Origin of the sequence: Methanolobus vulcani, assembly GCF_900100715.1 — an archaeon.
In the GTDB taxonomy this organism is placed as follows: domain Archaea; phylum Halobacteriota; class Methanosarcinia; order Methanosarcinales; family Methanosarcinaceae; genus Methanolobus; species Methanolobus vulcani.
The window spans coordinates 1-22,587 of record NZ_FNCA01000005.1 but is presented as its reverse complement, the minus strand read 5'-3'; the positions used below and the strand labels follow the sequence as shown (position 1 = coordinate 22,587).

The 22,587-nt window shown below is 40.9% G+C and carries 21 protein-coding genes; 12 read left to right on the top strand and 9 right to left on the bottom strand.

The features are described 5' to 3' along the window. Window positions 1-37 precede the first annotated feature (37 nt). The 6 genes from BLP52_RS08360 (at window position 38) to BLP52_RS08335 (ending at window position 5,690) form a co-directional block, all read left to right on the top strand. Window positions 38-592, top strand: coding sequence for a helix-turn-helix domain-containing protein (locus tag BLP52_RS08360; RefSeq protein WP_091710033.1), 555 nt, complete (start codon window positions 38-40; stop codon window positions 590-592). A gap of 58 nt (window positions 593-650) precedes the next feature. Continuing rightward, the gene (locus tag BLP52_RS08355; RefSeq protein WP_091710032.1) at window positions 651-2,324 is read left to right on the top strand and encodes an AMP-binding protein; all 1,674 of its coding nucleotides are present in this window, start codon (window positions 651-653) and stop codon (window positions 2,322-2,324) included. Between the two features lie 126 nt (window positions 2,325-2,450). Beyond that, complete coding sequence (locus tag BLP52_RS08350; RefSeq protein WP_091710031.1) at window positions 2,451-2,684, top strand: 4Fe-4S dicluster domain-containing protein; 234 nt, start codon at window positions 2,451-2,453, stop codon at window positions 2,682-2,684. Window positions 2,685-2,699: 15 nt separating this feature from the next. Beyond that, on the top strand, window positions 2,700-3,758 hold the full coding sequence (locus tag BLP52_RS08345; protein WP_091710030.1) for a 3-methyl-2-oxobutanoate dehydrogenase subunit VorB: 1,059 nt from the start codon (window positions 2,700-2,702) through the stop codon (window positions 3,756-3,758). Window positions 3,759-3,760: 2 nt separating this feature from the next. Further along, window positions 3,761-5,182 carry a 2-oxoacid:acceptor oxidoreductase family protein gene (locus BLP52_RS08340; protein ID WP_091710029.1) on the top strand — a complete coding sequence of 474 codons (1,422 nt, stop codon included), beginning with the start codon at window positions 3,761-3,763 and terminating at the stop codon, window positions 5,180-5,182. Window positions 5,183-5,297: 115 nt separating this feature from the next. Continuing rightward, entirely contained in the window at window positions 5,298-5,690 is a 393-nt protein-coding gene (locus tag BLP52_RS08335; protein ID WP_091710028.1) for a thioredoxin family protein, read from the top strand. A gap of 315 nt (window positions 5,691-6,005) precedes the next feature. Here BLP52_RS08335 and BLP52_RS08330 read toward each other — a convergent pair whose 3' ends face one another. After that, entirely contained in the window at window positions 6,006-6,686 is a 681-nt protein-coding gene (locus BLP52_RS08330; RefSeq protein WP_238380765.1) for a 2,3-bisphosphoglycerate-dependent phosphoglycerate mutase, read from the bottom strand. A gap of 110 nt (window positions 6,687-6,796) precedes the next feature. On the opposite strand from BLP52_RS08330, the gene nudC reads away from it, so the two are divergent. Together nudC and BLP52_RS08320 are read left to right on the top strand one after the other, a co-directional pair. Continuing rightward, entirely contained in the window at window positions 6,797-7,702 is a 906-nt protein-coding gene (gene nudC, locus BLP52_RS08325) for an NAD(+) diphosphatase (RefSeq protein ID WP_091710027.1), read from the top strand. Between the two features lie 186 nt (window positions 7,703-7,888). Beyond that, on the top strand, window positions 7,889-9,817 hold the full coding sequence (locus tag BLP52_RS08320; RefSeq protein WP_162272958.1) for a DUF2341 domain-containing protein: 1,929 nt from the start codon (window positions 7,889-7,891) through the stop codon (window positions 9,815-9,817). 71 nt (window positions 9,818-9,888) lie between these two features. Here the strand turns inward: BLP52_RS08320 and BLP52_RS08315 are convergent, their stop codons facing one another. The 4 genes from BLP52_RS08315 to BLP52_RS08300 all read right to left on the bottom strand — a co-directional run bounded on the left by BLP52_RS08315 (window position 9,889) and on the right by BLP52_RS08300 (window position 13,049). Further along, window positions 9,889-11,535, bottom strand: coding sequence for an AMP-binding protein (locus tag BLP52_RS08315; RefSeq protein WP_091710025.1), 1,647 nt, complete (start codon window positions 11,533-11,535; stop codon window positions 9,889-9,891). A 28-nt stretch (window positions 11,536-11,563) separates the two neighbouring features. Continuing rightward, window positions 11,564-11,980, bottom strand: coding sequence for an acyl-CoA thioesterase (locus tag BLP52_RS08310; RefSeq protein WP_091710024.1), 417 nt, complete (start codon window positions 11,978-11,980; stop codon window positions 11,564-11,566). 22 nt (window positions 11,981-12,002) lie between these two features. After that, window positions 12,003-12,578 carry a helix-turn-helix domain-containing protein gene (locus BLP52_RS08305; protein WP_091710023.1) on the bottom strand — a complete coding sequence of 192 codons (576 nt, stop codon included), beginning with the start codon at window positions 12,576-12,578 and terminating at the stop codon, window positions 12,003-12,005. A 174-nt stretch (window positions 12,579-12,752) separates the two neighbouring features. Beyond that, window positions 12,753-13,049: a hypothetical protein gene (locus BLP52_RS08300; RefSeq protein WP_091710022.1), complete on the bottom strand. Its 297-nt coding sequence runs from the start codon at window positions 13,047-13,049 to the stop codon at window positions 12,753-12,755. 136 nt (window positions 13,050-13,185) lie between these two features. On the opposite strand from BLP52_RS08300, the gene BLP52_RS08295 reads away from it, so the two are divergent. Further along, window positions 13,186-15,120, top strand: coding sequence for a hydantoinase/oxoprolinase family protein (locus tag BLP52_RS08295; protein WP_091710021.1), 1,935 nt, complete (start codon window positions 13,186-13,188; stop codon window positions 15,118-15,120). Here the strand turns inward: BLP52_RS08295 and BLP52_RS08290 are convergent. Next, window positions 15,098-17,830 (bottom strand): ATP-binding protein, encoded by a 2,733-nt coding sequence (locus tag BLP52_RS08290; RefSeq protein WP_162272957.1) that lies wholly within the window; start codon window positions 17,828-17,830, stop codon window positions 15,098-15,100. The two genes, BLP52_RS08295 and BLP52_RS08290, sit on opposite strands and share 23 nt — an antisense overlap. Before the next feature lie 375 nt (window positions 17,831-18,205). On the opposite strand from BLP52_RS08290, the gene BLP52_RS08285 reads away from it, so the two are divergent. Further along, entirely contained in the window at window positions 18,206-18,937 is a 732-nt protein-coding gene (locus tag BLP52_RS08285) for an NAD-dependent protein deacylase (protein WP_091710019.1), read from the top strand. Here the strand turns inward: BLP52_RS08285 and BLP52_RS08280 are convergent. The 3 genes from BLP52_RS08280 to BLP52_RS08270 form a co-directional block, all read right to left on the bottom strand. After that, complete coding sequence (locus BLP52_RS08280; protein ID WP_202905750.1) at window positions 18,922-19,218, bottom strand: TfoX/Sxy family protein; 297 nt, start codon at window positions 19,216-19,218, stop codon at window positions 18,922-18,924. The two genes, BLP52_RS08285 and BLP52_RS08280, sit on opposite strands and share 16 nt — an antisense overlap. Then, window positions 19,215-19,916: a pirin family protein gene (locus BLP52_RS08275; RefSeq protein WP_162272956.1), complete on the bottom strand. Its 702-nt coding sequence runs from the start codon at window positions 19,914-19,916 to the stop codon at window positions 19,215-19,217. The genes BLP52_RS08280 and BLP52_RS08275 overlap by 4 nt, the downstream gene beginning before the upstream one ends. Before the next feature lie 167 nt (window positions 19,917-20,083). Then, window positions 20,084-20,593, bottom strand: coding sequence for an Hsp20/alpha crystallin family protein (locus BLP52_RS08270; RefSeq protein WP_091710017.1), 510 nt, complete (start codon window positions 20,591-20,593; stop codon window positions 20,084-20,086). Between the two features lie 260 nt (window positions 20,594-20,853). Here BLP52_RS08270 and BLP52_RS08265 point away from each other — a divergent pair, with 260 nt between their 5' ends. Beyond that, complete coding sequence (locus BLP52_RS08265) at window positions 20,854-22,116, top strand: diaminopimelate decarboxylase family protein (protein ID WP_091710016.1); 1,263 nt, start codon at window positions 20,854-20,856, stop codon at window positions 22,114-22,116. Window positions 22,117-22,275: 159 nt separating this feature from the next. Next, window positions 22,276-22,587 (top strand): IS1 family transposase (locus BLP52_RS08260; RefSeq protein WP_154717790.1); only part of this gene is annotated, 312 nt, incomplete at its 3' end.

The following is a 22,587-nucleotide window of genomic DNA, read 5'->3' as shown; positions in this document are numbered from 1 at the left end:
GTATTGTATTCATATGGCCATTTAGGAAGGTGTTTCTATGCAGGAAAAGATCAAAGAAATTGCAGCCCGTGTAAGGGAACTACGTGATATTTCCGATATTTCCATTGAGGAAATGGCCGGAAAGCTGGCATTGTCCGTTGACACTTATTCTAAGTATGAGGCCGGAGAAGAGGACATACCTGCAAGCGTTCTTCTTGAGATCGCCCAGAATCTGAATGTAGATATGTCAGTGCTTCTTACAGGTGAAGTCCCCAGAATGCACGTTTTTTCAGTTACCCGCAAGGATAAAGGTGTAAGTGCAGAACGTCGCAAGGATTACAAGTATCAGAACATTGCTGCAAACTTCGCTCACAAGAAGGCTGAACCTTTCGTTGTAAGGGTTGACCCGAAACCCGAAGGCACACCAATTTCAACCAACAGTCATCCAGGTCAGGAATTCGATTATGTCCTTGAAGGAACTCTTAAAGTGGTTATCCATAACAATGAGATCGTCCTTGAAGAAGGAGATTCCATATTCTTTGATTCTAACTATGCCCATGGAATGCAGGCACTGGGAGGCAAACCTGCAAAGTTCCTGGCTTTGATATTGTAATTTATGTTTGAATTTATGTTTGGACTTATGTTTAGATTTATGCTTATTCGGAGGTAGTATGACTTCATTACTTGAGAAATATGTTTCACGCGTGGAATTCGAGTCCTATGAGGACTTCAAAGCAAATTTCAAAATAAATATTCCTGATAACTTCAACTTTGCCTATGATGTTGTAGATGTATATGCAGCAGAGCAGCCTGACAAAAAGGCTCTCGTGTGGTGTGATGATAATGGTGAAGAAAAGATCTTCAGTTTCAAGGATCTTCAGTATTATAGTAACAAGACTGCAAATATGCTCAAAAGCCTTGGAGTAAGAAAAGGCGACAACGTAATGCTCATGCTCAAGAGCCGGTATGAGTTCTGGTTCTGCATACTTGCTCTTCATAGAATTGGTGCAATTGCAGTTCCAGCAACCCACATGCTCACAAAGAAGGATATTGTCTACAGGGTAGAGCGTGCAATTATCAATACCGTGATCTGTGCACCTGATGAGGGTGTCCTTGATTATGTTGACGAAGCATATGATGAGGTAAGCAGTATTCTTAAAAACCGCCTTGTTATTGGTCTTGAAAGAGAAGGCTGGCTTGGTTTTACCGAGGAAATGGAAAAGGCATCCGAGGACTTTGAGCGTCCAACAGGCGAAGAGGCAACATGCAATGATGATGTCCTGTTGAATTATTTCTCATCAGGAACAACCGGTTTCCCGAAAATGGTACAGCACAGTTTCACCTATCCTCTTGCTCATATTATAACTGCAAAGTACTGGCAGAATGTAACAGATGATGGTCTTCACTACACCGTTGCTGACTCCGGATGGGCAAAATGCGTATGGGGTAAGATATACGGTCAGTGGATATCAGGCAGTGCTGTCTTTGTTTATGACTATGAAAGGTTCAGTGCAGACAAGATGCTTGAGAACGCCATCAAGTACGGTGTAACAACATACTGTGCACCACCAACTATCTACAGGTTCCTTATAAGGGAAGACCTGAGTAACTATGACTTCAGCTGCCTGAAATACTGTGTTACAGCAGGTGAGCCACTCAACCCTGAGGTTTATGAGCAGTTCTACAAGATCACAGGTATGAAACTCATGGAAGGATTCGGTCAGACCGAGACTGTTGTTTCTGTAGCTACGTTCCCATGGCTTGAGCCAAAACCAGGTTCAATGGGAAAACCATCACCTGAGTACGATATCATTCTTCTTAATGGCGAAGGCAAGCCATGTGAAGCAGGTGAAGAAGGTGAGATCTGCATTGACACAAGTTTCGGAAATCCACCTGGTATCTTTACCGGATACCGTTCAGATGAAACGCTTACCGCAAGGGTCTGGCATGACGGATATTACCACACAGGTGATATGGCATGGAAAGATGAGGACGGTTACTACTGGTTTGTTGGACGTGCCGATGATATCATAAAGACATCAGGTTACCGTGTTGGACCTTTTGAGGTTGAGAGTGCACTTATTGAGCACCCTGCAGTTCTTGAATGTGCGATTACCGGTGTTCCCGATCCTGTCAGAGGACAGGTCATCAAGGCAACCATAGTTCTCACAAAGGACTACACAGCAGGTGATGAGCTTAAGAAAGAACTCCAGGATCACGTAAAGAGGGTCACAGCACCTTACAAGTATCCACGTGTAGTGGAATTTGTACCTGAACTTCCAAAGACTATCAGTGGAAAGATAAGGCGTGTTGAGATTCGTGATCATGACAAGGAAGGTCAGTAACTTTCCTTTTCATTCATTTTTCATTTAAATTCCGGACCATAAAGTAAATAGGTATTCAATTGCTTTAGGGAATATTCCTGTATCCGGGATATTATTTTTATTCATTCAAAAATGAGGCTTTGAATTATGTCAGGCAAAAAAGAACCATACCCGGTTATCAATATCATAGAGTGTAAAGCCTGCGGACGTTGTATTGTAGCATGTCCCAAGGGTGTCCTGAAAATGAGTGACGATCTCAACGAGAGAGGATACCATTACATAGAATATGCAGGTGAGGGCTGCACAGGTTGTTCTAACTGTTATTATACCTGTCCTGAGCCGCTTGCCATAGAGATACACATTCCGCTTAAGGACGATTGAACTTAAGGTGAGAACATGGCAACACAATTAGTAAAAGGTAATACAGCGGCTGTTATAGGTGCACTATACGCTGGCTGTGACTGTTATTTCGGTTATCCTATCACCCCTGCAAGTGAGATATTGCAGGAAGCTTCCAAGTATTTCCCTAAGCTTGGAAGGAAATTTGTACAGGCAGAATCAGAAGAAGCTGCAATCAATATGGTCTACGGTGCAGCATCCACAGGTCACAGGGTCATGACCGCATCATCCGGTCCGGGAATCAGCCTGAAACAGGAAGGAGTTTCCTATATTGCAGGAGCTGAACTCCCATGTGTCATAGTCGATATTATGAGAGCAGGTCCTGGTCTTGGAAATATCGGACCTGAGCAGGGAGATTACAATCAGGTTGTAAAGGGTGGAGGACACGGAAACTACAAGAACATAGTACTGGCTCCAAACTCCGTGCAGGAAATGTGTGACTTTGTTATCAAGGGATTTGAACTCGCTTTCAAGTACCGCAATCCTGTTGTTGTACTGGCTGACGGTGTCCTCGGACAGATGGTCGAGTCCCTGCAGTTCCCTGAAGTTTCAGTAAAACCTGAAATTGACAATGAATGGGCTGTAAGCGGCACAGAAGAAACCAGAGAGAACCTTGTAACTTCCATTTTCCTTGATTTCAACCAGCTTGAAGAGTTCAACTACGAGATCCAGGAGAAGTATGCTACTATCGAGGAGCAGGAAGTCGATTACGAGGACTACATGACAAAGGATGCAAATATCATTCTTGTTTCATATGGTATCAGCAGTCGTATATGCAGATCCGCTGTTGACCAGGCTAGAAAAGAAGGAATCAAAGTAGGTCTTTTCAGGCCAAAGACTTTATTCCCGTTCCCAAAAGAAGAACTGAAAGCAATTGCAGATTCAAGGGAATGTACTTTTGTCTCAGTTGAGATGAGTAACGGACAGATGCTCGAAGATATTAAACTGGCAATCGAATGCAGCAGGCCAACTGATCTTGTATACCGCATGGGTGGAAATCTGATAACAATGGACCAGGTCCTTGACAGTATCAGAAAGATCGCAGGGGAGGAGTAAAAATGGCAGAAAAAGTCATTAAGAGTGCTGGTCTGTACTCTGAATATACACGTAAGGGCGGTGCAGCTCCAACTGCAACTCACTATTGTCCGGGATGCGGGCATGGTGTAATTCACAAGCTTATTGGTGAGGCAATGCATGATCTGGAAATACAGGACCGCAGTGTCATGATAAGTCCTGTTGGTTGTGCAGTTTTTGCTTACTACTACTTTGACTGCGGAAACATCCAGGTAGCACACGGACGTGCTCCTGCTGTGGGAACAGGTGTTTCAAGGGCACAGGATAATTCTGTAGTTATTGCTTACCAGGGAGACGGTGATCTTGCATCAATTGGTCTTAATGAGACAATGCAGGCAGCCAACCGTGGTGAGAAGATGGCAGTATTCTTTGTAAACAATACTGTTTACGGAATGACAGGTGGCCAGATGGCTCCTACAACCCTTATTGGAGAGAAGACCGTAACCTGTCCTGATGGAAGAGACCCAAGATTTGCAGGTTATCCGCTGCATATGTGCGAGCTTCTCAACAACCTGAAGGCTCCTGTTTTCATAGAAAGAGTTTCAGTTTCCGATATATCCCACATAAGAAAGGCACGCAAAGCTATCCGTAAAGCACTTGAAATTCAGCGTGACGGTAAAGGGTATGCATTTGTGGAGATCCTTTCCACATGTCCAACCAACCTGAGACAGAATTCCGAACAGAGCACTGCTTTTGTAAATGAGCAGATGGAAAAGGAATTCCCTCTTGGTAATTTCAGAGACCTTACCGATGAGACTGAATCACTTTGCAGAGGCGACAGTGTATTTGAGAAGAAGTCGATTGATGACCTTTTCAACCTTGAGACCGAATCATCACCTGATGCAAAACTTGATCCTTCATTCCCTGAGGTACAGATAAAGGCAGCAGGTTTCGGTGGTCAGGGAGTATTGAGTATGGGTCTGACCCTTGCACATGCAGGTTGCGATGCACAGCGCTTTGTTTCATGGTACCCGTCATACGGTCCTGAGCAGCGTGGTGGAACTTCCAATTGTTCAGTTGTAGTTTCAGGTGAATCCATTGGGTCTCCTGTGGTCTACACACCTGATGTACTTGTGGCAATGAACCGTCCTTCACTGGAAAAGTTCACTGCTGATGTAAGAGAAGGAGGGTACATTCTCTATGACTCAACGATTGGAGAATGCGATATTCCTGAAGGTGTAAAAGGCATAGCTGTTCCTGCTGTTAAGATCGCAGGTGACGCGGGTTCAGAGAAGGCTGCAAACACTGTAATGCTTGGAGTTATCATGGCTCTTGGAATCACAGGACTTGAAGAGAAACATTTCAAGGCAGCTCTTGCTGAGACCTTTGCCAAGAAACCAAAGCTTATTCCACTTAACCATGCAGTTCTGGAAGCAGCAGCTGTGTGGGCAAAAGAGAATATCTGAACTCGTTAATAAAGTAAATCTTTAATTCAGGCATGTGTTCATGCCTGTTATATTTCTTTTTTGAAGATAACATTTTAATATCTTTAAGTAGCCTCTATTATGGGAGAGGATAAAAATGGCTGAAAATAATATTTTAGAAGCTAATGATTCCAACTGGGCAGAACTTATTGAGAATCAGGAAAAACCAATGGTTGTCATGTTCTATCTGCCAACTTGTGTCCATTGCAAGGAGATAGAGCCATATTTCAGGGACTATTCAATTGAGTTTCATGAATCATGCACTTTTGTAATGATGAACGGACTTGACAGTCCAATGACTGCAAGAAAATATGGAGTTCGCGGAACACCAACTTTTAAGTTCTTCTGCAAAGGACGTGCTATCAAAGAACAGGTGGGTCTTGTTTATCCTTCAATACTCCGCCAGTCCATCGAAGAACTCATTAAACATGGTGATGAATGCGTGCTGCACACATCCCCGATGCCAGATGAAGTGTCTCCATATGAGTGAAACGTCTTCTGGCTCTGTAGAAATCCTGCTATTATGATAAATCATAGATAAATCTTAGATTGTGAATAGCTTAAATGATCCCGAAGGGTCCGGCGAAGCCGGCGTTTTCCGACAAGACGAAGCAAAATAATTTGCCTAATATCTTATACTTTCTTCCAGGACTTCTGTAGAATTTATAGTATAACTGCACTAATTCATTTGATTTTTTTATATTACGGCATCGGAATGTGCCGCCTTCGGCGGGTGATTACATTGTTCTTTAATTGTCAACTGATTTGGTGAACTAACATAAACGCAAAGATTTCTACAAAACCATTATTCTTTCATTTCTTCTTCTTTCCTAAATTCACCATTTTCAAACCGGTAATATATTGGCTTACCTGTTGCAAGTTCAAGTTTTGGTATATCCTCATCACTGATGTTCTCAATGTATTTTATCACAGAGCGCAGGCTGTTACCATGTGCTGAAACAATGACGGTTTTCCCATTTTCCAGTTGAGGAATAATTTCTTCTTTGAAGTAGGGAATCGTGCGCTCATATGTGTCCTTGAGACTTTCTCCTCCGGGTGGTTGCACATCATAGCTTCTTCTCCAGATGAATACCTGTTCCTCGCCAAACTTTTCTTTTGCTTCCTGTTTATTCTGTCCCTGCAGGTCTCCATAGAATCTTTCATTCAGGGCATCGCTTGAAAAAATCGGGATTTCACTTTCTTCAAATCTGGAAGGATGATGTGACCATTCATCTCTTTTAGTGCTTTCATGAAGGAAAATACCACTTTTCTTCTGCTTTGCCAGTATAAGAAAAAGAGTCTCATGCGCCCTTATGAGTTTAGACGTAAATGCAACATCTATTTCCACATTCTCAAGTTCAACAGCGCAGTCCATTGCTTCTTTTATTCCTTTTTCACTAAGTGGTACATCAACCCATCCTGTGAACCTGTTCTCAAGATTCCACCTGGACTGTCCGTGTCTTACCAGTATCAGATAATTCATCATATCATTCCCATTTATTCCCGTTAACTCTATAGTATTTCGTATGTTGTATATTAATAGTTTAAGGTTTAAGGTAACATTGATAAATATCCCGAACATCTATTCATCCAGTTATGAGCTCAGAGGACACTATTCAAACTCCGGATTTCCTGCCACTGGTCCGGCCACCCCTAAAAGATGACAACAGTGGTAGCCTTTGTTTTGCATTCAAGAACCGTGAGCTATTGCTTATAGGTGAGGAAGGAAATTACAGATTACCTTTGATGAAAGAGATGGAGAATCTTAATTTCACAGGGATAAGAGTCCAGTATCTTGGGGAACTCAAAGAGATATCATGTTATTCCATGGAACTTGACGGTTCAAAAGATACAGGAGAATTAGTATCTGAAGGCCCTTTCAAAGATCCATCTCTGACAGATGTCTGTGAACTCAGTGAAAAGACGTGTTTTGTGGGACTCAGGGAACTTAATGGCATTCTTGAAGAAACGCTAACTGCACTTGCAGGAAAAGGTGTCCATATTATGGAGTGGGACAAAAATACTCTTTATTGTGGCAGGTGTGGAAATGGAACGTCACTCAAAGAGAAAGAAAGAGCAAAACAATGTCCTGAATGTGGTTTCACATCTTTCCCAAAAATATCACCTGCAATAATTGTCATGATCGAAAAAGAGGATAAACTCCTGCTGGCACGTTCTCCTCATTTCCCACCGGGCAGATACAGTATCATTGCAGGTTTTGTTGAACCAGGTGAGTCAATTGAGCAGGCTGTTGTCAGAGAAGTAATGGAAGAAGTAGGCATCAAAATTAAAAACATAAGGTATTTTGGAAGCCAGCCCTGGCCTTTCCCGGATTCACTCATGATAGGTTTTACTGCTGAGCATGCAGAAGGTGACATACAGATCGATGGCTTTGAGATCGAAGATGCAGGTTGGTACAGGATAGATGAGATTCCCCATGTTCCCGGAACTACAAGTATATCAGGACAATTGATCAGGCATTTTATTGATCGTCATTCCTGAAGTCTTTATTTTCATTTCTATCAATTACTTGTCATATTTAAATGCACAAGATTTATACAGTCGCACAACAAATTATACTTTAGACTTTATTTCTCAAACTTAGCAGAAAAACATAAGGACGGCGTTAGAATGTCATTTAGGAGTTTTATTGGTACTACATTACTGTTAGTCGTTAGTTTGATATTTGTGCAAACATGCGCAGCAGCAACACTTGCATATTCAGGTGGAGGGGAGTGGAATTATTCAGAAGATATAATCATTAATGAGAATTCAGGTAGCAGCCTGACAAATTATCAGGTTCCTATTATCCTGAACAGCTCTAATTTTGATTTTTCCCTTGCCCAGTCTGCGGGTGAAGACATACGTTTTACAGCAGGTGATACACAGCTTAAATACTGGATAGAAGAATGGGATGCCAATAAGGAGGAAGCAACCATATGGGTAAAGGTGCCTTCAATTCCTGCCGCAAGCAGTACTACGATTACTATGTATTATGGTAATCCTGAAGCAAGCGACCTTTCAAATGGTGTCACAACCTTTGAGTTCTTTGATTCTTTCAGTGGTACCAGTGTTTTCAGCAATTGGGAATCATTCACTACCGGCGGTGGGGAGCAGAAAGTAGGCAGCGGTGTGTGCAAACTCATTGTGCCAAAGTTCCATCCCGAAGATGTTTCGAGCATAAAATCCAAGGACGAGTTCCCTATAAATTCCATGTTCGTGGTCAGGAGATCAAAAACAACTACAGGTACTGACAGCAGGGGTCCTGTGATATCACAGGGATTTGTTGATCCTCAGAAAGAAACAAAGAATCAGATACTGGCCGTATCCGAGCTCCAGAATGAAACAAAGATTAGCTGGACACTTATAAATGATAAGGCGGATGTGAGATATTATCCTTCAGATCTGACAGATATCAATGTGGTGGAAGGTGACTGGTATACTATCGGAGTTGCCTGGTACATGGAGGACAAACTTGGAAAGATAGCCATGTATAAGGACGGTGTAAGGGACAGCAAAATGGATCTTGCATCTACCGAGGAAAACAATTATGTCCCGGTCGGAGATATGATGGTGTACATATCTGCAAATTCATACTCGGATGTTTCCGATAATACAGGTTATGTATCCATTGACTATGCCTATGTACGTAATTTTGTTCCAGATGAACCTACTGTAACAATGAAAGGTTCAATGCAGGAAAACAATGAAGCAGCCACTGTGGAAACCCCGGCAAGAATAAACATAACACCTGCCAGTGGTATTATGACAGCAATAAGCATTTTTAATACAACTGATTATGACGAGAATGCTATTATTGAACTGAAGAACAGCGGACTGAACACTATCATGGTTCTGACCAACGAAGACAATATCTGGAACCTTGAGAGATTCGTCAAGACGGCACATGACAATGACATGCAGGTCTATGCAATGATCTTCAATGATCCAAATAGTGCTACCAATGAGGATAATTCTATTTTTGTAAAGAACGTGCTTCAAGAGATAATCGACTATAACAGCAAGTCACTCTCAGCATTTGACGGTGTTGACATCGCTCTTGATCCATGTACCGGCGATCTGGACAATGCATGTGCTCTGAACCTGCTTCTGCTTGAGGATGTCAGGCAAATTGCAGGTAATGAACTTGCGATTGCTGTTGATATCCCGGCATCTTACACGCTATCTGACATTTCAGGAGTTTCAGAAACAGCTGATCTGATAATCCTTCAGACATATGAACTGGGAGAAACAAATCCTGAGACAAAGTCAGATATCATTGATTCTGTGGCTTCCAGAATGGGTGAGATAAGGGCATCAGGAGGAAAAGCGCTAATAGGCATTTCAGTAAATAAGGATTTCCAGACTGATGCTAATGTGCAGAGTCTTCTTTCTGAGATCGAAGACTATTATGCAGATGACAGTGCATTCATGGGAACATCCATTGCTGTTTATGAGGACTACGAGGCTTATGCCAGTGTTGCAGCAGCACCGGTAGAAGACAATAACAGTGGAAGTAGCGGTATTCCTGGATTCACCGGATTGTCGGCAATAGCAGGGCTTGCAGGAGTAATAGCAATTTCCTTAATTCAAAAAAGAAGATCAAAAGAAAAGTGATGTGATTACACATCATTTCCTTTTTATTTTGTAGTTAATCTGGTTTAATTTAAAAATCTCAGAGTATTTGTTCACTGGTCGTTTTTCTCTTTAAGGAGTTCCACAGCAAGATCCCTGAGTTTGAACTTTTGTATCTTTCCGCTTGCAGTTAGTGGGTAGTCTTCAACGAAGAATACATGTTTTGGAACCTTATAGCGTGCAATTCTTGCAAGACCAAAGTCCCTGACATCCTCTTCTGTAATGTCAGAATCCTCAGCTTTAACTATAAATGCGCCAACTATCTCACCATATTTCTCATCAGGTATACCGACAACCTGTGCATTCTTGATACCTGGCATGGTGAAAAGGAATTCTTCGATCTCTCTTGGGTAGATATTCTCTCCGCCACGGATGATCATGTCCTTTATACGGCCTGTTATCTTATAATAACCATCTTCATCAACAGTTGCAAGATCACCACTATGGAGCCATCCGTCCTTATCAATGGCAATTTCTGTCATCTCAGGCATCTTGTAGTATCCTTTCATGACATTGTAACCACGACAGCATATTTCTCCCTGCACGTTCGGCCCGACAGTCTCGCCGGTTTCCGGGTCAACGATCTTAACCTCGATCTCAGGCATGGATGTTCCCACTGTACTTACACGACGGTCAATTGTATCATCAGTACTTGTCTGTGTGAATACCGGTGATGCTTCGGTGAGCCCGTAGGCAATTGTGATATCCTTACAGTGCATCTCATTGATAACACGCTTCATAGCCTCGATCGGACATGGTGAACCTGCCATAATACCGGTTCTGAGTGATGTAAGGTCGAACATCTTGAACATTGGGTGGCTGAACTCTGCAATGAACATTGTCGGAACACCATAGAGAGCTGTACATTTCTCTTTCTGTACCGCAGCCAGTACCATAAGCGGATCGAAGAGCTCAAGCATGACAAGTGTACCACCGTGGGTCAGTGTTGCAAGTACACCAAGCACTATTCCGAAACAGTGGAAGAGTGGTACCGGAAGACATAGCCTGTCCTCTTCTGTGAATTTCTGCCGGTCACCAATGTAGTAACCATTATTAAGAATATTGTAGTGTGTCAGCATAACACCTTTGGGGAAACCGGTTGTACCGGAAGTGTACTGCATGTTGATGACATCATCTTTGTCCAGTGTCCTCATGATGTTGCGGATCGCTTCATCAGTGCCATGCTGTCCCAGAAGGAACAGTTCTCTGGTGCTGTACATTCCACGGTGCTTTTCCTGTCCTATGAAAATAACATTCTTCAGGTGTGGGAATTTTTCACTTCTAAGATTTCCGCGGCTCTGGTTTTTAAGTTCAGGAACAAGTTCATAGATCGTCTCAATGTAACTTACGTCCCTGAAACCATCAATAATAGCAATGGCTTTCAAGTCTGCTTGTTTCATCACATACTCGACCTCATGTATCTTGTATGAGGTGTTCACAGTGACCAGAACAACTCCTATTTTTGCTGTGGCAAACAGGAAAGTAAGCCAGTCAGGTACATTGGTAGCCCATATACCAACATGATCCCCCTTTTCTATACCAAGTTCCAGCAGGCCTTTAGCCAGCATATTAACTCGTTCATCAAATTCTTTATAGGTGAACCTCAGATCCCTGTCAGGGTATATCATGAATTCCCTGTCGGGGTCATTCATGGCAGTTTTCTCGAAAAAGTCACCTATTGTATCATTTGTAAAAGGCATGATTAAATCTCCAGGATTTATTTACAACTTATTTGCAACTGTTATCTTCGTCCTGCAGGTGCTTTTCAAGCTCTTTCCTGATATCATCAGGAATTGGCACTGACTTCTTGTTCATAAAGTCATAGTGCACGATCGTTGACCTGCCAATAGCTCCCTTTGTTCCGTTTTGCCATGCTTCCTGTGTAACTACAAAAGAAGAGTTACCTATCCTTGATATGTAGCTGATAATATCAACGTCGTATCCGTAGAACATCTCTCCTACATAATCATACTCTGTCCTTGCCATGATGAGTTTCCAGTTCTCATAGCTCAGGTCAAGGTCAGGTGTGAACAACCTGAAAACCGGGTTTCTGGCCTGTTCGAACCATATGGCAATGGCAATGTTGTTGGCGTGTTTCAGTCCGTCTATGTCGCCAAATCGTGGAGTAACAGTTGTTTTGAACATTTTTATCTACTTCTGGTCTTGATTAATAAGGTGCATATACGACTGCCAGTATCTTTGCGTCTTCAGTACCTGCTGCATGCACATGGTGAGGTACAACGGAATCATAATAAATGCTGTCCCCCATTGAAAGTGTGAAGCTATCCTTTCCGTAAAGTATCTCTATCTGGCCGCTAAGCACGTAAATGAATTCCTCTCCTTCATGAGATGATGGATTTGCTTCACCTGATATTGGGTGAACATCTATAATGAAAGGTTCCATGTGCCTGTCAGCTTTGTCTTTAGCAAGTGAGAAGAAATCAAGTGTGCTGTTCTCGCATGTGTCGCAGTTGCCGGAGAATCTTACAACATTATCAGACACACCGTTTTTGACAACTACCGGTCCGGTATGTGGTGCATCGTCCAGGAAGGTTCCAAGACGAACTCCAAGTGCTCTTGCGATCTGCATGAGCGGAGTAAGTGAAGGAACAAGTGCTCCGTCTTCAAGTTTACTTATCAGTTCTACGCTTGTATTACTGTTATTTGCCAGATCTTCCACGGACATGTTCTGCATTTCACGTATCTGACGTATTTTACCACCTAGTATATTCTTATCTGCCATCGTAAAGTCCTCTGTTTTTATCTCAAAACGTGTTCTTAGGCTTACGGTATGCTCAGTTAAAAAAGTATTGATTTATCATTAACATTTAACATGAGGCCCAATTTTCAGATCAGACCAGGTGTAAATTCATGGGGATATTTGAAAGGTATTAAAGGATACTGTGCATCATCAATATCACAGATCACCGGATATCATTGCTTTATGATATGCAGTAACCAGTATTTTATTAACAAGCTCAGTAGCTTCTTCTTCAGAATCAACCATTCTGATGGTCACCTGAGCATTCCTGAAAAAGTTAAGTTCTTTTTCTTCAAATCGCAGTGCCACCATTCCAAGTTCTTCCGAGTACTTCCCATTGAGATATTTGGATATCAGGACTAAGTCAGGTGTCTCATCAAGATGTGCGATGATCCTTAGTTTCCATGGATCTGCAATACATGGCAGAACTTTTTCTATACTTTGTATCCTCATTTCTCTCTCCTTATTTTAGTTCCAATTACAAATGATATATGGTATTTAAAAATCTTTTGAAACACATACACTTAAATATCCACGCAACAATCTATAAATTAGAACTTCATTTTATTTTTAAAAAAGGTGATAAGAGATGCATTTCGGTCTTGGGATTGATGCCGGTGGAACATATACGGATGCAGTGCTCATAAGAGGCTCTGACGGTGCGATAGTTGATTCAAAAAAGGCCTTTACTACTTATCCTGATCTTCAGACAGGTATAAAGAACGTGCTGGATTCACTGGATCAGGAACTTCTGAAAAACGTGAATCTTGTATCAGTTTCCACGACCCTTTCTACAAATTCACTGCTAGAAGGCACTGGAACTTCAGTTGCTCTTCTGATTATAGGCGAAAAACCGGCTCAGACAGAATTTCCGGCTGAATTTGTAATGTGTGTAAAAGGTGGACATGATACTCGGGGTGATGAGGCCTGTGAATTGGATGTGGCTGCAGTTGAGAGTTTTGTCCTGAGTACAAAAGCAAAAGTATCTGCTTATGCAATATCAGGTTATTTTGGTGCACGCAATCCGGAACATGAGATCCAGGTAAAAGAACTGATAACAAAAATGACCGGAATGCCAGTTGTATGTGGTCATGAACTGTCACAGGAACTTGGTGCTTATGAAAGGGCTGTTACTGCTGTTCTTAATGCACAACTTATCCCTATCACTTATCAGTTTGTAAATTCAGTTGTTAAAGATGTCCGAGGACGTGGAATTGATGCACGTCTTCTAATGCTGAAATGTGACGGTTCGGTCTATAATATAGAGGATGCACTGGAAAAACCCATAGAAACTATATTCTCAGGTCCTGCTGCAAGTCTTCTGGGTGCATCATATCTGTCAAAAATGGAAACCTGTGCAGTTATCGATATAGGGGGAACCAGTACCGATGTTTCAATGCTCCTTGATGGTGTTCCTGAGATAAGCAGTTCCGGTGCTGTTGTAGGTGGCTGGAAAACCCGTGTAAGGGCAATGAAAATGGAAACTTCGGCCACAGGTGGAGATAGTCACATATGGGTTCAGGATTTAAGAGTTCAAGTGGGACCAAAAAGGGTACTACCTTTGTGTGTTGCTTCTACAATGTATCCTGATCTTTTGAACAAACTTAAAAGAAGCAGGGTTGTGCCAAGAAACCGTATGGATGAGAACCTCCAGCCAACAAAGTTCTTTGTCAGGACAGCCTATGAGGCTTTTGATCTTACTGATGATGAATCCGAAGTTCTGTCAATGATAGGTGCTGAACCGGTTTCGTTTAGCGATGTAACTTCGGACCTCAGGAAAAATATTCCCCCGGGAGTCCTTGATTCTCTTACACGAAAAAGGCTTGTGCAGGGAATTGGTTTTACACCCACAGATGCTTTGCATGTTCTTGGCATTTATACAAAATGGGGCTCTCAGGCTTCAGAGCTTGGTGCTGTCAATCTTGCGCGTTATACTACAAAAGGAAAATATGATTTTTGCATGCATGTAAGAGAACTTGTGGCAAAGAATATGGCTGCAGATCTCATGTCCTATATCCTGCCGCATCATCCGGCAGGCATGATAGCTGATCTGCTTAACGATAAATATCCTGCAAAATTCAAGGTTCAGATCCCTGTAGTTTTATTGGGCGGTCCATCCAGGGCTTATGAAAGTGAACTTAGTTCTCTGATCGATGCAGAAGTCATAGTTCCTGAATTTTCAGATGTTGGAAATGCAGTTGGAGCACTTGCAGGTAAAGGTGTCAAGAGAGTTGAGATCATGATCACTCCTGCATCGCTGGAAAACCCCGATGAGGATTTCCTTGTGTTCTCTCCTGTTGGAAGGGGACGCTTTAAAAATTATGGGGATGCTGTGGAATTTGCAACAAATACAGGCAAAGAACTTGTTCTTGATTATGAAATGCGCTGTGGCATCTTAGAGCAGGACACTAAAATAACAGTTTCAAGGAAAACAGTTTCACCGGATAACTGGTCACATCCGCCACTGGAGACCAGGGTAATAGTTGTCGGAATTGGAAATCCTATGATGATATTGAAGGACTGAGAACAGTGTTCATTGCCGGAAGGATCACATGGACCTTTGTCCCCATACCTTCCACGCTTTCCAGCCAGAGTTTGCCACCGTGATCTTCAGTGATCCTTTTACAGATGTTCAGGCCAATTCCTGCACCACCGTATCTGCGTGTCAGTGAACCGTCAAGCTGATAGAAACTGTCAAACGTCTTCATGATCTTTGTATCAGGTATTCCTATGCCTGTATCTTCAATGACTATGTGTATTCCAGTTTCTTCATGTTTTCCTGAAATTGAGATGCTTCCGCCGGATGGTGTGAATTTGAAAGCATTATCTATCAGATGTATGAAAACTTCACTGAGGTAATTTGAGTCACCGCTTACAAATGGAAGTGAATCAGAGATCGTATTCTCTACTGTAAGTTGCTTATCTGTGTTTTCCATTGAAATAATTGAAAGTGCTTTGTCTATGATCTGTGAAAGTCTTAGCTCTGAGTATTCATACTGATAGTTTTTGGCTTGCAGGGAACTCATGAAAAGCAAAGATTCTATCAGACGCTTTAACTGACCGGAGTTGCTGTTCACAACTTTCATTGCTCTTTTCTGTTCCTTGTTCAGCGGACCAAGTGTCTCATCTCCAACCAGCTCACCAAATCCCATGATAGAGATAAGAGGGGTTTTTAATTCATGGCTCATTGTTGCCAGAAAATTGCTCTTCATTTCATCAAGAGAATGAAGTTCATCATTGACTTTCCTGAGTTCATTGTTGATTTCTTCCAGCTTACTGTTATAATCTTTCAGTTCATCCTCCGATCTCTTGAGCAGGATCATATCACCCATCATCTGGGTTATAAGTGAAAGCTGTCTGGCATCATTTTTAGTGTAATCGTCTTTCTTATTTGCTACTGCCAGAAAACCCACAACATCATTCTCATAGATTATTGGTGCTGCAAGGTATGAAAGGATATTCATTCTCTTGAAAATATCAGGACATCTTGCCAGTTCTATTTCGTTTGGTTCATTCATTATAAGGGGTTTTTTATTCTCCAGCAATTCTGTCCATCTGTAACAACTTTGCAGTCCTGATATCAGGTCATTGTCAGTAAAACCATATATTTTCAATATGTTCTCAGGCTGAGTAATAACAGATGACAAGTATTTGTTTTCGTCAAAGAACCCAAGAACTCCGGCTTCACTTCCTGTAAGTTTAATTCCTTCTGTCAATGCGAAATTGCGGATATTATCTATGGAAAGTCCATTCATGTAACTTAATTCATGAAGTGTTTCAAGGCATGATTCATCTACCATCAAAGCACTTTGGGTATTTTTGAGTTCTGTAAGGTCATTAATTATGAATACTGTATTATCGTTTGTTTTTGCAAAGTAGACAACAACCTGTCTTTCGGTTCCATCCAGGCATCTTATGATCCATTCTCCACTGAAACCAGACTCTTTCTCTTTAGACACCTCATTCCAGTTTTGCTGCACTTTCCTTCGATATTCGGGATCCGGGTAAACTGTATTCCACCATTTGCTTATTGTTGGTATATCTTCAATCGTATAACCGATCATTTCACTTAGCTTGTGGTTTGTATATTTAAACTCGCCAAGAGAATTCATGATTGCTATGGGAAGCGGAGAATTGTCGATTATTTTTATGAAATTCTCTTCATTTTGCTTTATAGCTTTTTCAGCCTGTTTAATTTCAGTGATGTCATGCGCCATTTCAAGACGGACATCATTGCCATCTATCCATTTTATTATCCTGTCCATAACAAGATAATCCCTTTCAGTCAGCGGATTATGGTATTCCCATTTGTACGTCTGGTTCTTATTTTTGAGTATAATAGGATTAGTGCAGAAATCACATGGTTCATTTAATCCCTGAAGTACATGATAACATTTTTTGCCAATAGGATTCTCTTCTATTATTTGTTTCAGGAACTTGTTGACATATAATATTTCATGTGTAGAAGGATCAGATACATAGACTGGCTCCTCCATGCTGTCAAATATTGACAACAATTGTCGTCTTTCCAGATTCAATTCCTCAGAAATGGAATTTTTCCTGAATGCCATGGCAAGCAAATTGGAATATGTATTAAGAGCCTCAATATCCTGTTTTGTCCATTCATTGGTCTCTCTGATATTATCAAAACCTATAAAACCTGCAATATCATTTTCTATAAAGAATGGAAGTGCAATAAGCGATTTGATATCCTGACTTGTGAGCAGATCTTTTTCAGCTTTAGCTTCAGGAGGAAGTTCTTCAATATCTTTTATATGGACTGCTCCTTCACTTGTAAGTTTTTCAAGCCACCAGTGATAATCAGAGGCAGATAAGTTCTGAAGCATGTCTTTTTGAGGTTCTACATCTTTTGCACACCATTCATGTGTATTGCTAACAGTATCTTCACCATCTGTAACTCTGAAAACATATGCGCGATCTGCATTGCAAAGTTCACCAAGCATTCCAAGTGACTCTTCAATTTTTTCATCCAGGTTATCTGCAAAGGAAAGTTTAGAAGATATTTTGGATAGTGTGCTCTCTATCTGGTATTTTATCATGAGCCTGTCGTGAGCATCCCTGTTCTTTTGTACTTCCGCTTCAAGATCTTTTTTCAATGTTGCGACTTTGAGATTGTGAGCTATTACAAAACAGATGAGTATTGCCAGAAATATCATCCAGATAAGTTTCTGTTCCCCTTCCAGAATATAAACATGGAAAAGGGCAGTTGCCAAAAGCACTAAAAAAGACAAGATCATTAATAATAACTTGTTTCTGGCTATATTTTTCATTCTGATCAACTATTTTATCACATAAATGTGATTGCTGCTACAACATTCTAATGATTTTATTACATTGCTTTATCCTTTTAGTATATAAATTTATTTAATTATGGTTAATAAAAATATTTCCTTTTATGGAATTCGCATTAAGTCTCTTCCATTAATGTTTGGTATGTGGATAATTTATCATCATAAACGTTATATTTATATACGTACACATTTGCACATGTATATTTATTTAATATTGTCTGTGGTTATGATCTATTAGAAAACCAAGATTTGCCGATCGAAGAAAACTGTTATATCTTCATGGATTAAACTACTTTTATGCAAAGATTTCTCAACCTACTGGAACAATCGGAGAATTGTGTTTTTCTAAGTGGAGCCGGAATTTCCACTTTTTCCGGGATTCCTGATTTCCGGGGCAGTAATGGTCTCTATGCAAAGTATGATGCCAATAAGATATTTGATCTGGCATATTTCCACAAAGACCCTTCATATTTCTATACTCATGCCAGGGAATTCATTTATGACCTGGATACCAAGGAACCGAATGTAATTCACAGGACTCTGGCAACGATGGAAAAAAGAGGTAACTTGAGTTCTATTATTACCCAGAATATCGATCTGCTACATCAGAAAGCAGGGTCAACGAATGTAATAGAGATCCACGGTTCACCTGCAAATCATAGGTGCCTTTTATGTGGAGAGAATTATTCTTACGTCGATGTTCGTGAGCTTCTGGAAAAAGAGATAGTTCCACATTGCACTAAATGTAATGGTCTCATTAAACCGGATATAACATTCTTCGGAGAAATGCTGGATGAGACCGCAATTACAAACGCAATAACAGTAAGTTCAAAAGCAGATCTTTTTGTGGTAATAGGCTCATCCCTTGTGGTCCAGCCGGCAGCCAGTCTTCCTTTGTATTCACTAAAAAGAGGAGGAAAGCTTGTCATCGTCAATAATATGGCAACTCCGCTTGACGGATATGCACACCTGAAATATGATGAGCTTGGTAACTTTTTCAATCAACTTTCATCTTATTTCAATGATTGATAGAAGTCCTTCAGGACTTTTTTGTCATCTTCTGAAAGTCCATGCCAGCGAATCCCCTGTATAGCACCTTCCAGAGCAAAGAGCTTGTTTAGACATGCATCTTCATCGATGAGCAATAGTCTCTCAAAGGCTTCTTTGCTTCCAAGTTCCTGAAGTTCAGCCGGGTTGTTTATCCCGGCCTGTTCAAGGAGTTCTTCAAGCTTTTTGCCTATATTTGGAAGCTGTGAAAGTTCTCCCATTGTGCTTTTCCTTTTGATATCCTTTTTTATTTTGTACTTCAATAATTTCCGGTTGCATCAACCAGAATGAAAAAGGCATCTGTTTTTGCTTCAATGATTATTGTATCGTTCTGATTAATGCGGATCTGGTCATTCATTCCGAGTTTTTCACCACAGGTTGTGATCTCTCCATCCAGTACGTAGATGAACACATATCTGGAAACATCAGTAAGTAAGTCTATAGTTTTTCCGGAATCAAGTTTTGACATATGGACTGTTGTGTTTGCCCTGAGTTTTACTGCACCAGGATAACCCTGACCAGCTACCGGAACAAGCTCATTCTTACGGTTTTCAATATCAAAATTTTCCATTCTGCATGCAGGCTTCATGTTCTGCATAAGAGGATCGATCCACATACGTAAAAGATGTGTATCCTTGCCTGACATATTCATGTCTGTGAAAGTAACTCCGCTTCCGCTTGAAAGTACCTGCACGTCACCGGCCTTCAATGTTTCCTTGCATCCGGTACTGTCCTCGTGGTTGAGTTCACCTTCAAGGACAATGGTGACGATCTCCTTATCGTTCACAGATTCTGGTTTGTAGAACTTGCCTGCCTTTAAAAGCTCATCATTGAATACCTTCAGGTCTCCGAAGTGTGTGTTTTTCATATCCAGATAGTCTGAATATGAGAAGATCCAGTAACCATTAATTGCATCGTTTTCGACGAAATGTCTTTCATCTGCTCTAACTACCTTTATCATATTATCTTCCTGTTTTTTTGGATAATTTGACATTGGTGTTTAAGTATTTGACTGTGAAGCAGGTGCTATTTGTGGAAAATCTTATAAAAATAGAGCTGGTTTAAAAAATAACTAAAAAAATAACTAAAAAAATAACTAACAAAAAAGAAAAATAACTAAAATGCCGCCTATTCTTCATCAGCGGCACGGTCAAACGTGAGTTCCAATACGCCGTTCTTATAACTTGCGACCATGGTTTGCGGGTCTACGCCACATGGAATGTCAATGACCCTTGAATAACCGGTGTTATTGGTAATGACATTTATCTCAACGTGGGAGCAATATGGGAAATATTCCACATTCTCTTCCTCAACGCCAAGGTCTGCAAGAAGAACTAGCTTGTCATCGGTTTCAAAGATGTCTATGAAAGGCTCCTGTTTGAAGATATAGAAGTCACCCTCTCTTTCATCGTCTTCTTCGTAATCAAGATCATCATATTCATGCTGTCCATTGAACCCGAATACAGTAGGCTTTTTACCTGGCTGCCCGATGATGGTAAAACCTCGTATCACAGTTTTTCCGTCTTCTTCTGTGATGCTGCCGGAGAACATTTTCATAATGTGCTCTATCAGTTCATCGATGCTTGTTATTCTGTCAGGCGCTTCGTCATCACCGGAGTAATGATCTTTATCATTCATTCCTATTCCTCTTTTTCTGAAACGGGTTTCATTACGGACTGTTCAAAGGTAACATTCTACTGTTTTTACTGCCTGATGCAACCTCAATTGTTCTTATTTATGCGAACAAGTTGTATATATATTCTACGTTCAGAATCTGGCAGCCTGAAAAATAATAGTATGTTCCATCTTCCTGTTTTATTCGTGTTTTACAGTTTTTCCAATCAACTATTTATCTTTGTACCGAGATTTAAGGAATCAGAGATTAAAGAGGAAATTTTATGGTGTCAAAACAAGTTCCATTCACAAAGGAAGAAATTACAGAGTTAATTGAACAGTATCCGACACCTTTTCATGTGTATGATGAGAAGGCTATCATAGAGAATGCCAAGAAACTCAAAAAGGCGTTCAGTGTTGTTAATGGTTTCAAGGAATATTTTGCAGTGAAAGCACTTCCAAATCCATATATCATGAAGCTTCTTAAGGCAGAAGGTTTTGGTTCAGATTGCAGTTCCCTTCCTGAACTTCTGCTTTCTGAAAAGACAGGAATTATAGGCGAAAACATCATGTTCAGTTCCAATGACACACCTACAGAGGAATTCATTAAGGCAAAGGAGCTTGGAGCTATAATCAATCTGGATGACCTGAGCCACATCGAGTTTCTGGAAGAGTCTGCCGGATTACCTGAAATTGTCTGCTGCCGCTACAATCCTGGACCTTTGAAGGAAGGAAATACTATTATCGGTAATCCGGAGGAAGCAAAATACGGATTTACCAGAGAGCAGCTTTTCACCGGATATCGCATGATGAAGGAAAAAGGTGTGAAAAGGTTCGGTCTGCATACAATGGTTGCATCAAATGAACTTGATCCTTCTTATTTCATTGAGACTGCAAAGATACTCTTTGAGCTTATTGCTGAGCTTTCAAAGGAGCTTGACATCAAGTTCGAATTCGTGAACCTTGGCGGTGGGATCGGTATTCCTTACAGACCAGAACAGGAACAGGTTCCATACGATGTTATTGCAAAGGGTGTTACAGAAGCGTATGATGAGATAATCAGGGCAAACGACCTTCACCCACTGAAGATCTTCCTGGAATGTGGCAGGGTGATCACAGGACCATACGGTTATCTTGTTACAAGTGTTCGCCACATGAAGCACATCTACAAGGACTATGTTGGTCTTGATGCTTGTATGGCAAACCTCATGCGTCCTGCACTCTATGGAGCGTATCATCACATTACTGTTCTTGGAAAAGAACATGAAAATCATGGGATGCTTTATGATGTCACAGGTTCCCTGTGTGAGAACAACGACAAGTTCGCTATCGACAGACTTCTCCCGGAAATAGAGAGAGGCGATATTCTTGTCATCCACGATGCAGGAGCACACGGACATGCCATGGGCTTTAACTACAACGGTAAGCTCAGGTCAGCTGAGTTCCTTCTGAGGCCTGATGGTAGTTTTGTGCAGATCAGAAGAGCCGAGACAATAGAAGATTATTTTGCAACCCTTGATCTTGAAGGGCTTGCAGATTTTGAGTGAGTACTGAAGTATTCATTCTCTTTTTCTTTTACTTTTCTTCTTTCCTTTTTTTCCATTTCACTCTGCTGATTCAATATTACAATAATTCGGCTTTGTTATCTAAACATAGGGCTTTGTTATCTAAACATAGTTATATATATTGAATTCTTATACTTAAATATGAACTGTCCAAAATGTAAGAGTTCCAATCACAAGAAGAATGGAAAAGTTGGTGGACGTCAACGCTACAAATGCCATGATTGCGGCTATAATTATACTGTCGAGATAAAATCAACTGCTAGTTCCACTTCTGTTAAAAGGCAGGCATTACAACTTTATCTTGAGGGATTAGGTTTTCGTTCTATCGGAAGAGTTTTAGGAGTAAGCCATGTTTCAGTATATAAATGGATTAAGAAATTTGGCCAGGAATTAGAGGATCTAAAAAGCGAAAACCAGATAGATATTGTGGAATTAGATGAGATGCACACTTAT

Coding starts and splice junctions, on each gene's coding strand:
- BLP52_RS08270 (WP_091710017.1), bottom strand. CDS start 20,593: ATGAATGATAAAGATCATTACTCCGGTGATGACGAAGCGCCTGACAGA.
- BLP52_RS08335 (WP_091710028.1), top strand. CDS start 5,298: ATGGCTGAAAATAATATTTTAGAAGCTAATGATTCCAACTGGGCAGAA.
- BLP52_RS08295 (WP_091710021.1), top strand. CDS start 13,186: ATGCATTTCGGTCTTGGGATTGATGCCGGTGGAACATATACGGATGCA.
- BLP52_RS08265 (WP_091710016.1), top strand. CDS start 20,854: ATGGTGTCAAAACAAGTTCCATTCACAAAGGAAGAAATTACAGAGTTA.
- BLP52_RS08330 (WP_238380765.1), bottom strand. CDS start 6,686: ATGATGAATTATCTGATACTGGTAAGACACGGACAGTCCAGGTGGAAT.
- BLP52_RS08305 (WP_091710023.1), bottom strand. CDS start 12,578: ATGGCAGATAAGAATATACTAGGTGGTAAAATACGTCAGATACGTGAA.
- BLP52_RS08345 (WP_091710030.1), top strand. CDS start 2,700: ATGGCAACACAATTAGTAAAAGGTAATACAGCGGCTGTTATAGGTGCA.
- BLP52_RS08300 (WP_091710022.1), bottom strand. CDS start 13,049: ATGAGGATACAAAGTATAGAAAAAGTTCTGCCATGTATTGCAGATCCA.
- BLP52_RS08275 (WP_162272956.1), bottom strand. CDS start 19,916: ATGATAAAGGTAGTTAGAGCAGATGAAAGACATTTCGTCGAAAACGAT.
- BLP52_RS08315 (WP_091710025.1), bottom strand. CDS start 11,535: ATGCCTTTTACAAATGATACAATAGGTGACTTTTTCGAGAAAACTGCC.
- BLP52_RS08340 (WP_091710029.1), top strand. CDS start 3,761: ATGGCAGAAAAAGTCATTAAGAGTGCTGGTCTGTACTCTGAATATACA.
- BLP52_RS08350 (WP_091710031.1), top strand. CDS start 2,451: ATGTCAGGCAAAAAAGAACCATACCCGGTTATCAATATCATAGAGTGT.
- BLP52_RS08285 (WP_091710019.1), top strand. CDS start 18,206: ATGCAAAGATTTCTCAACCTACTGGAACAATCGGAGAATTGTGTTTTT.
- BLP52_RS08355 (WP_091710032.1), top strand. CDS start 651: ATGACTTCATTACTTGAGAAATATGTTTCACGCGTGGAATTCGAGTCC.
- BLP52_RS08360 (WP_091710033.1), top strand. CDS start 38: ATGCAGGAAAAGATCAAAGAAATTGCAGCCCGTGTAAGGGAACTACGT.
- BLP52_RS08310 (WP_091710024.1), bottom strand. CDS start 11,980: ATGTTCAAAACAACTGTTACTCCACGATTTGGCGACATAGACGGACTG.
- nudC (WP_091710027.1), top strand. CDS start 6,797: ATGAGCTCAGAGGACACTATTCAAACTCCGGATTTCCTGCCACTGGTC.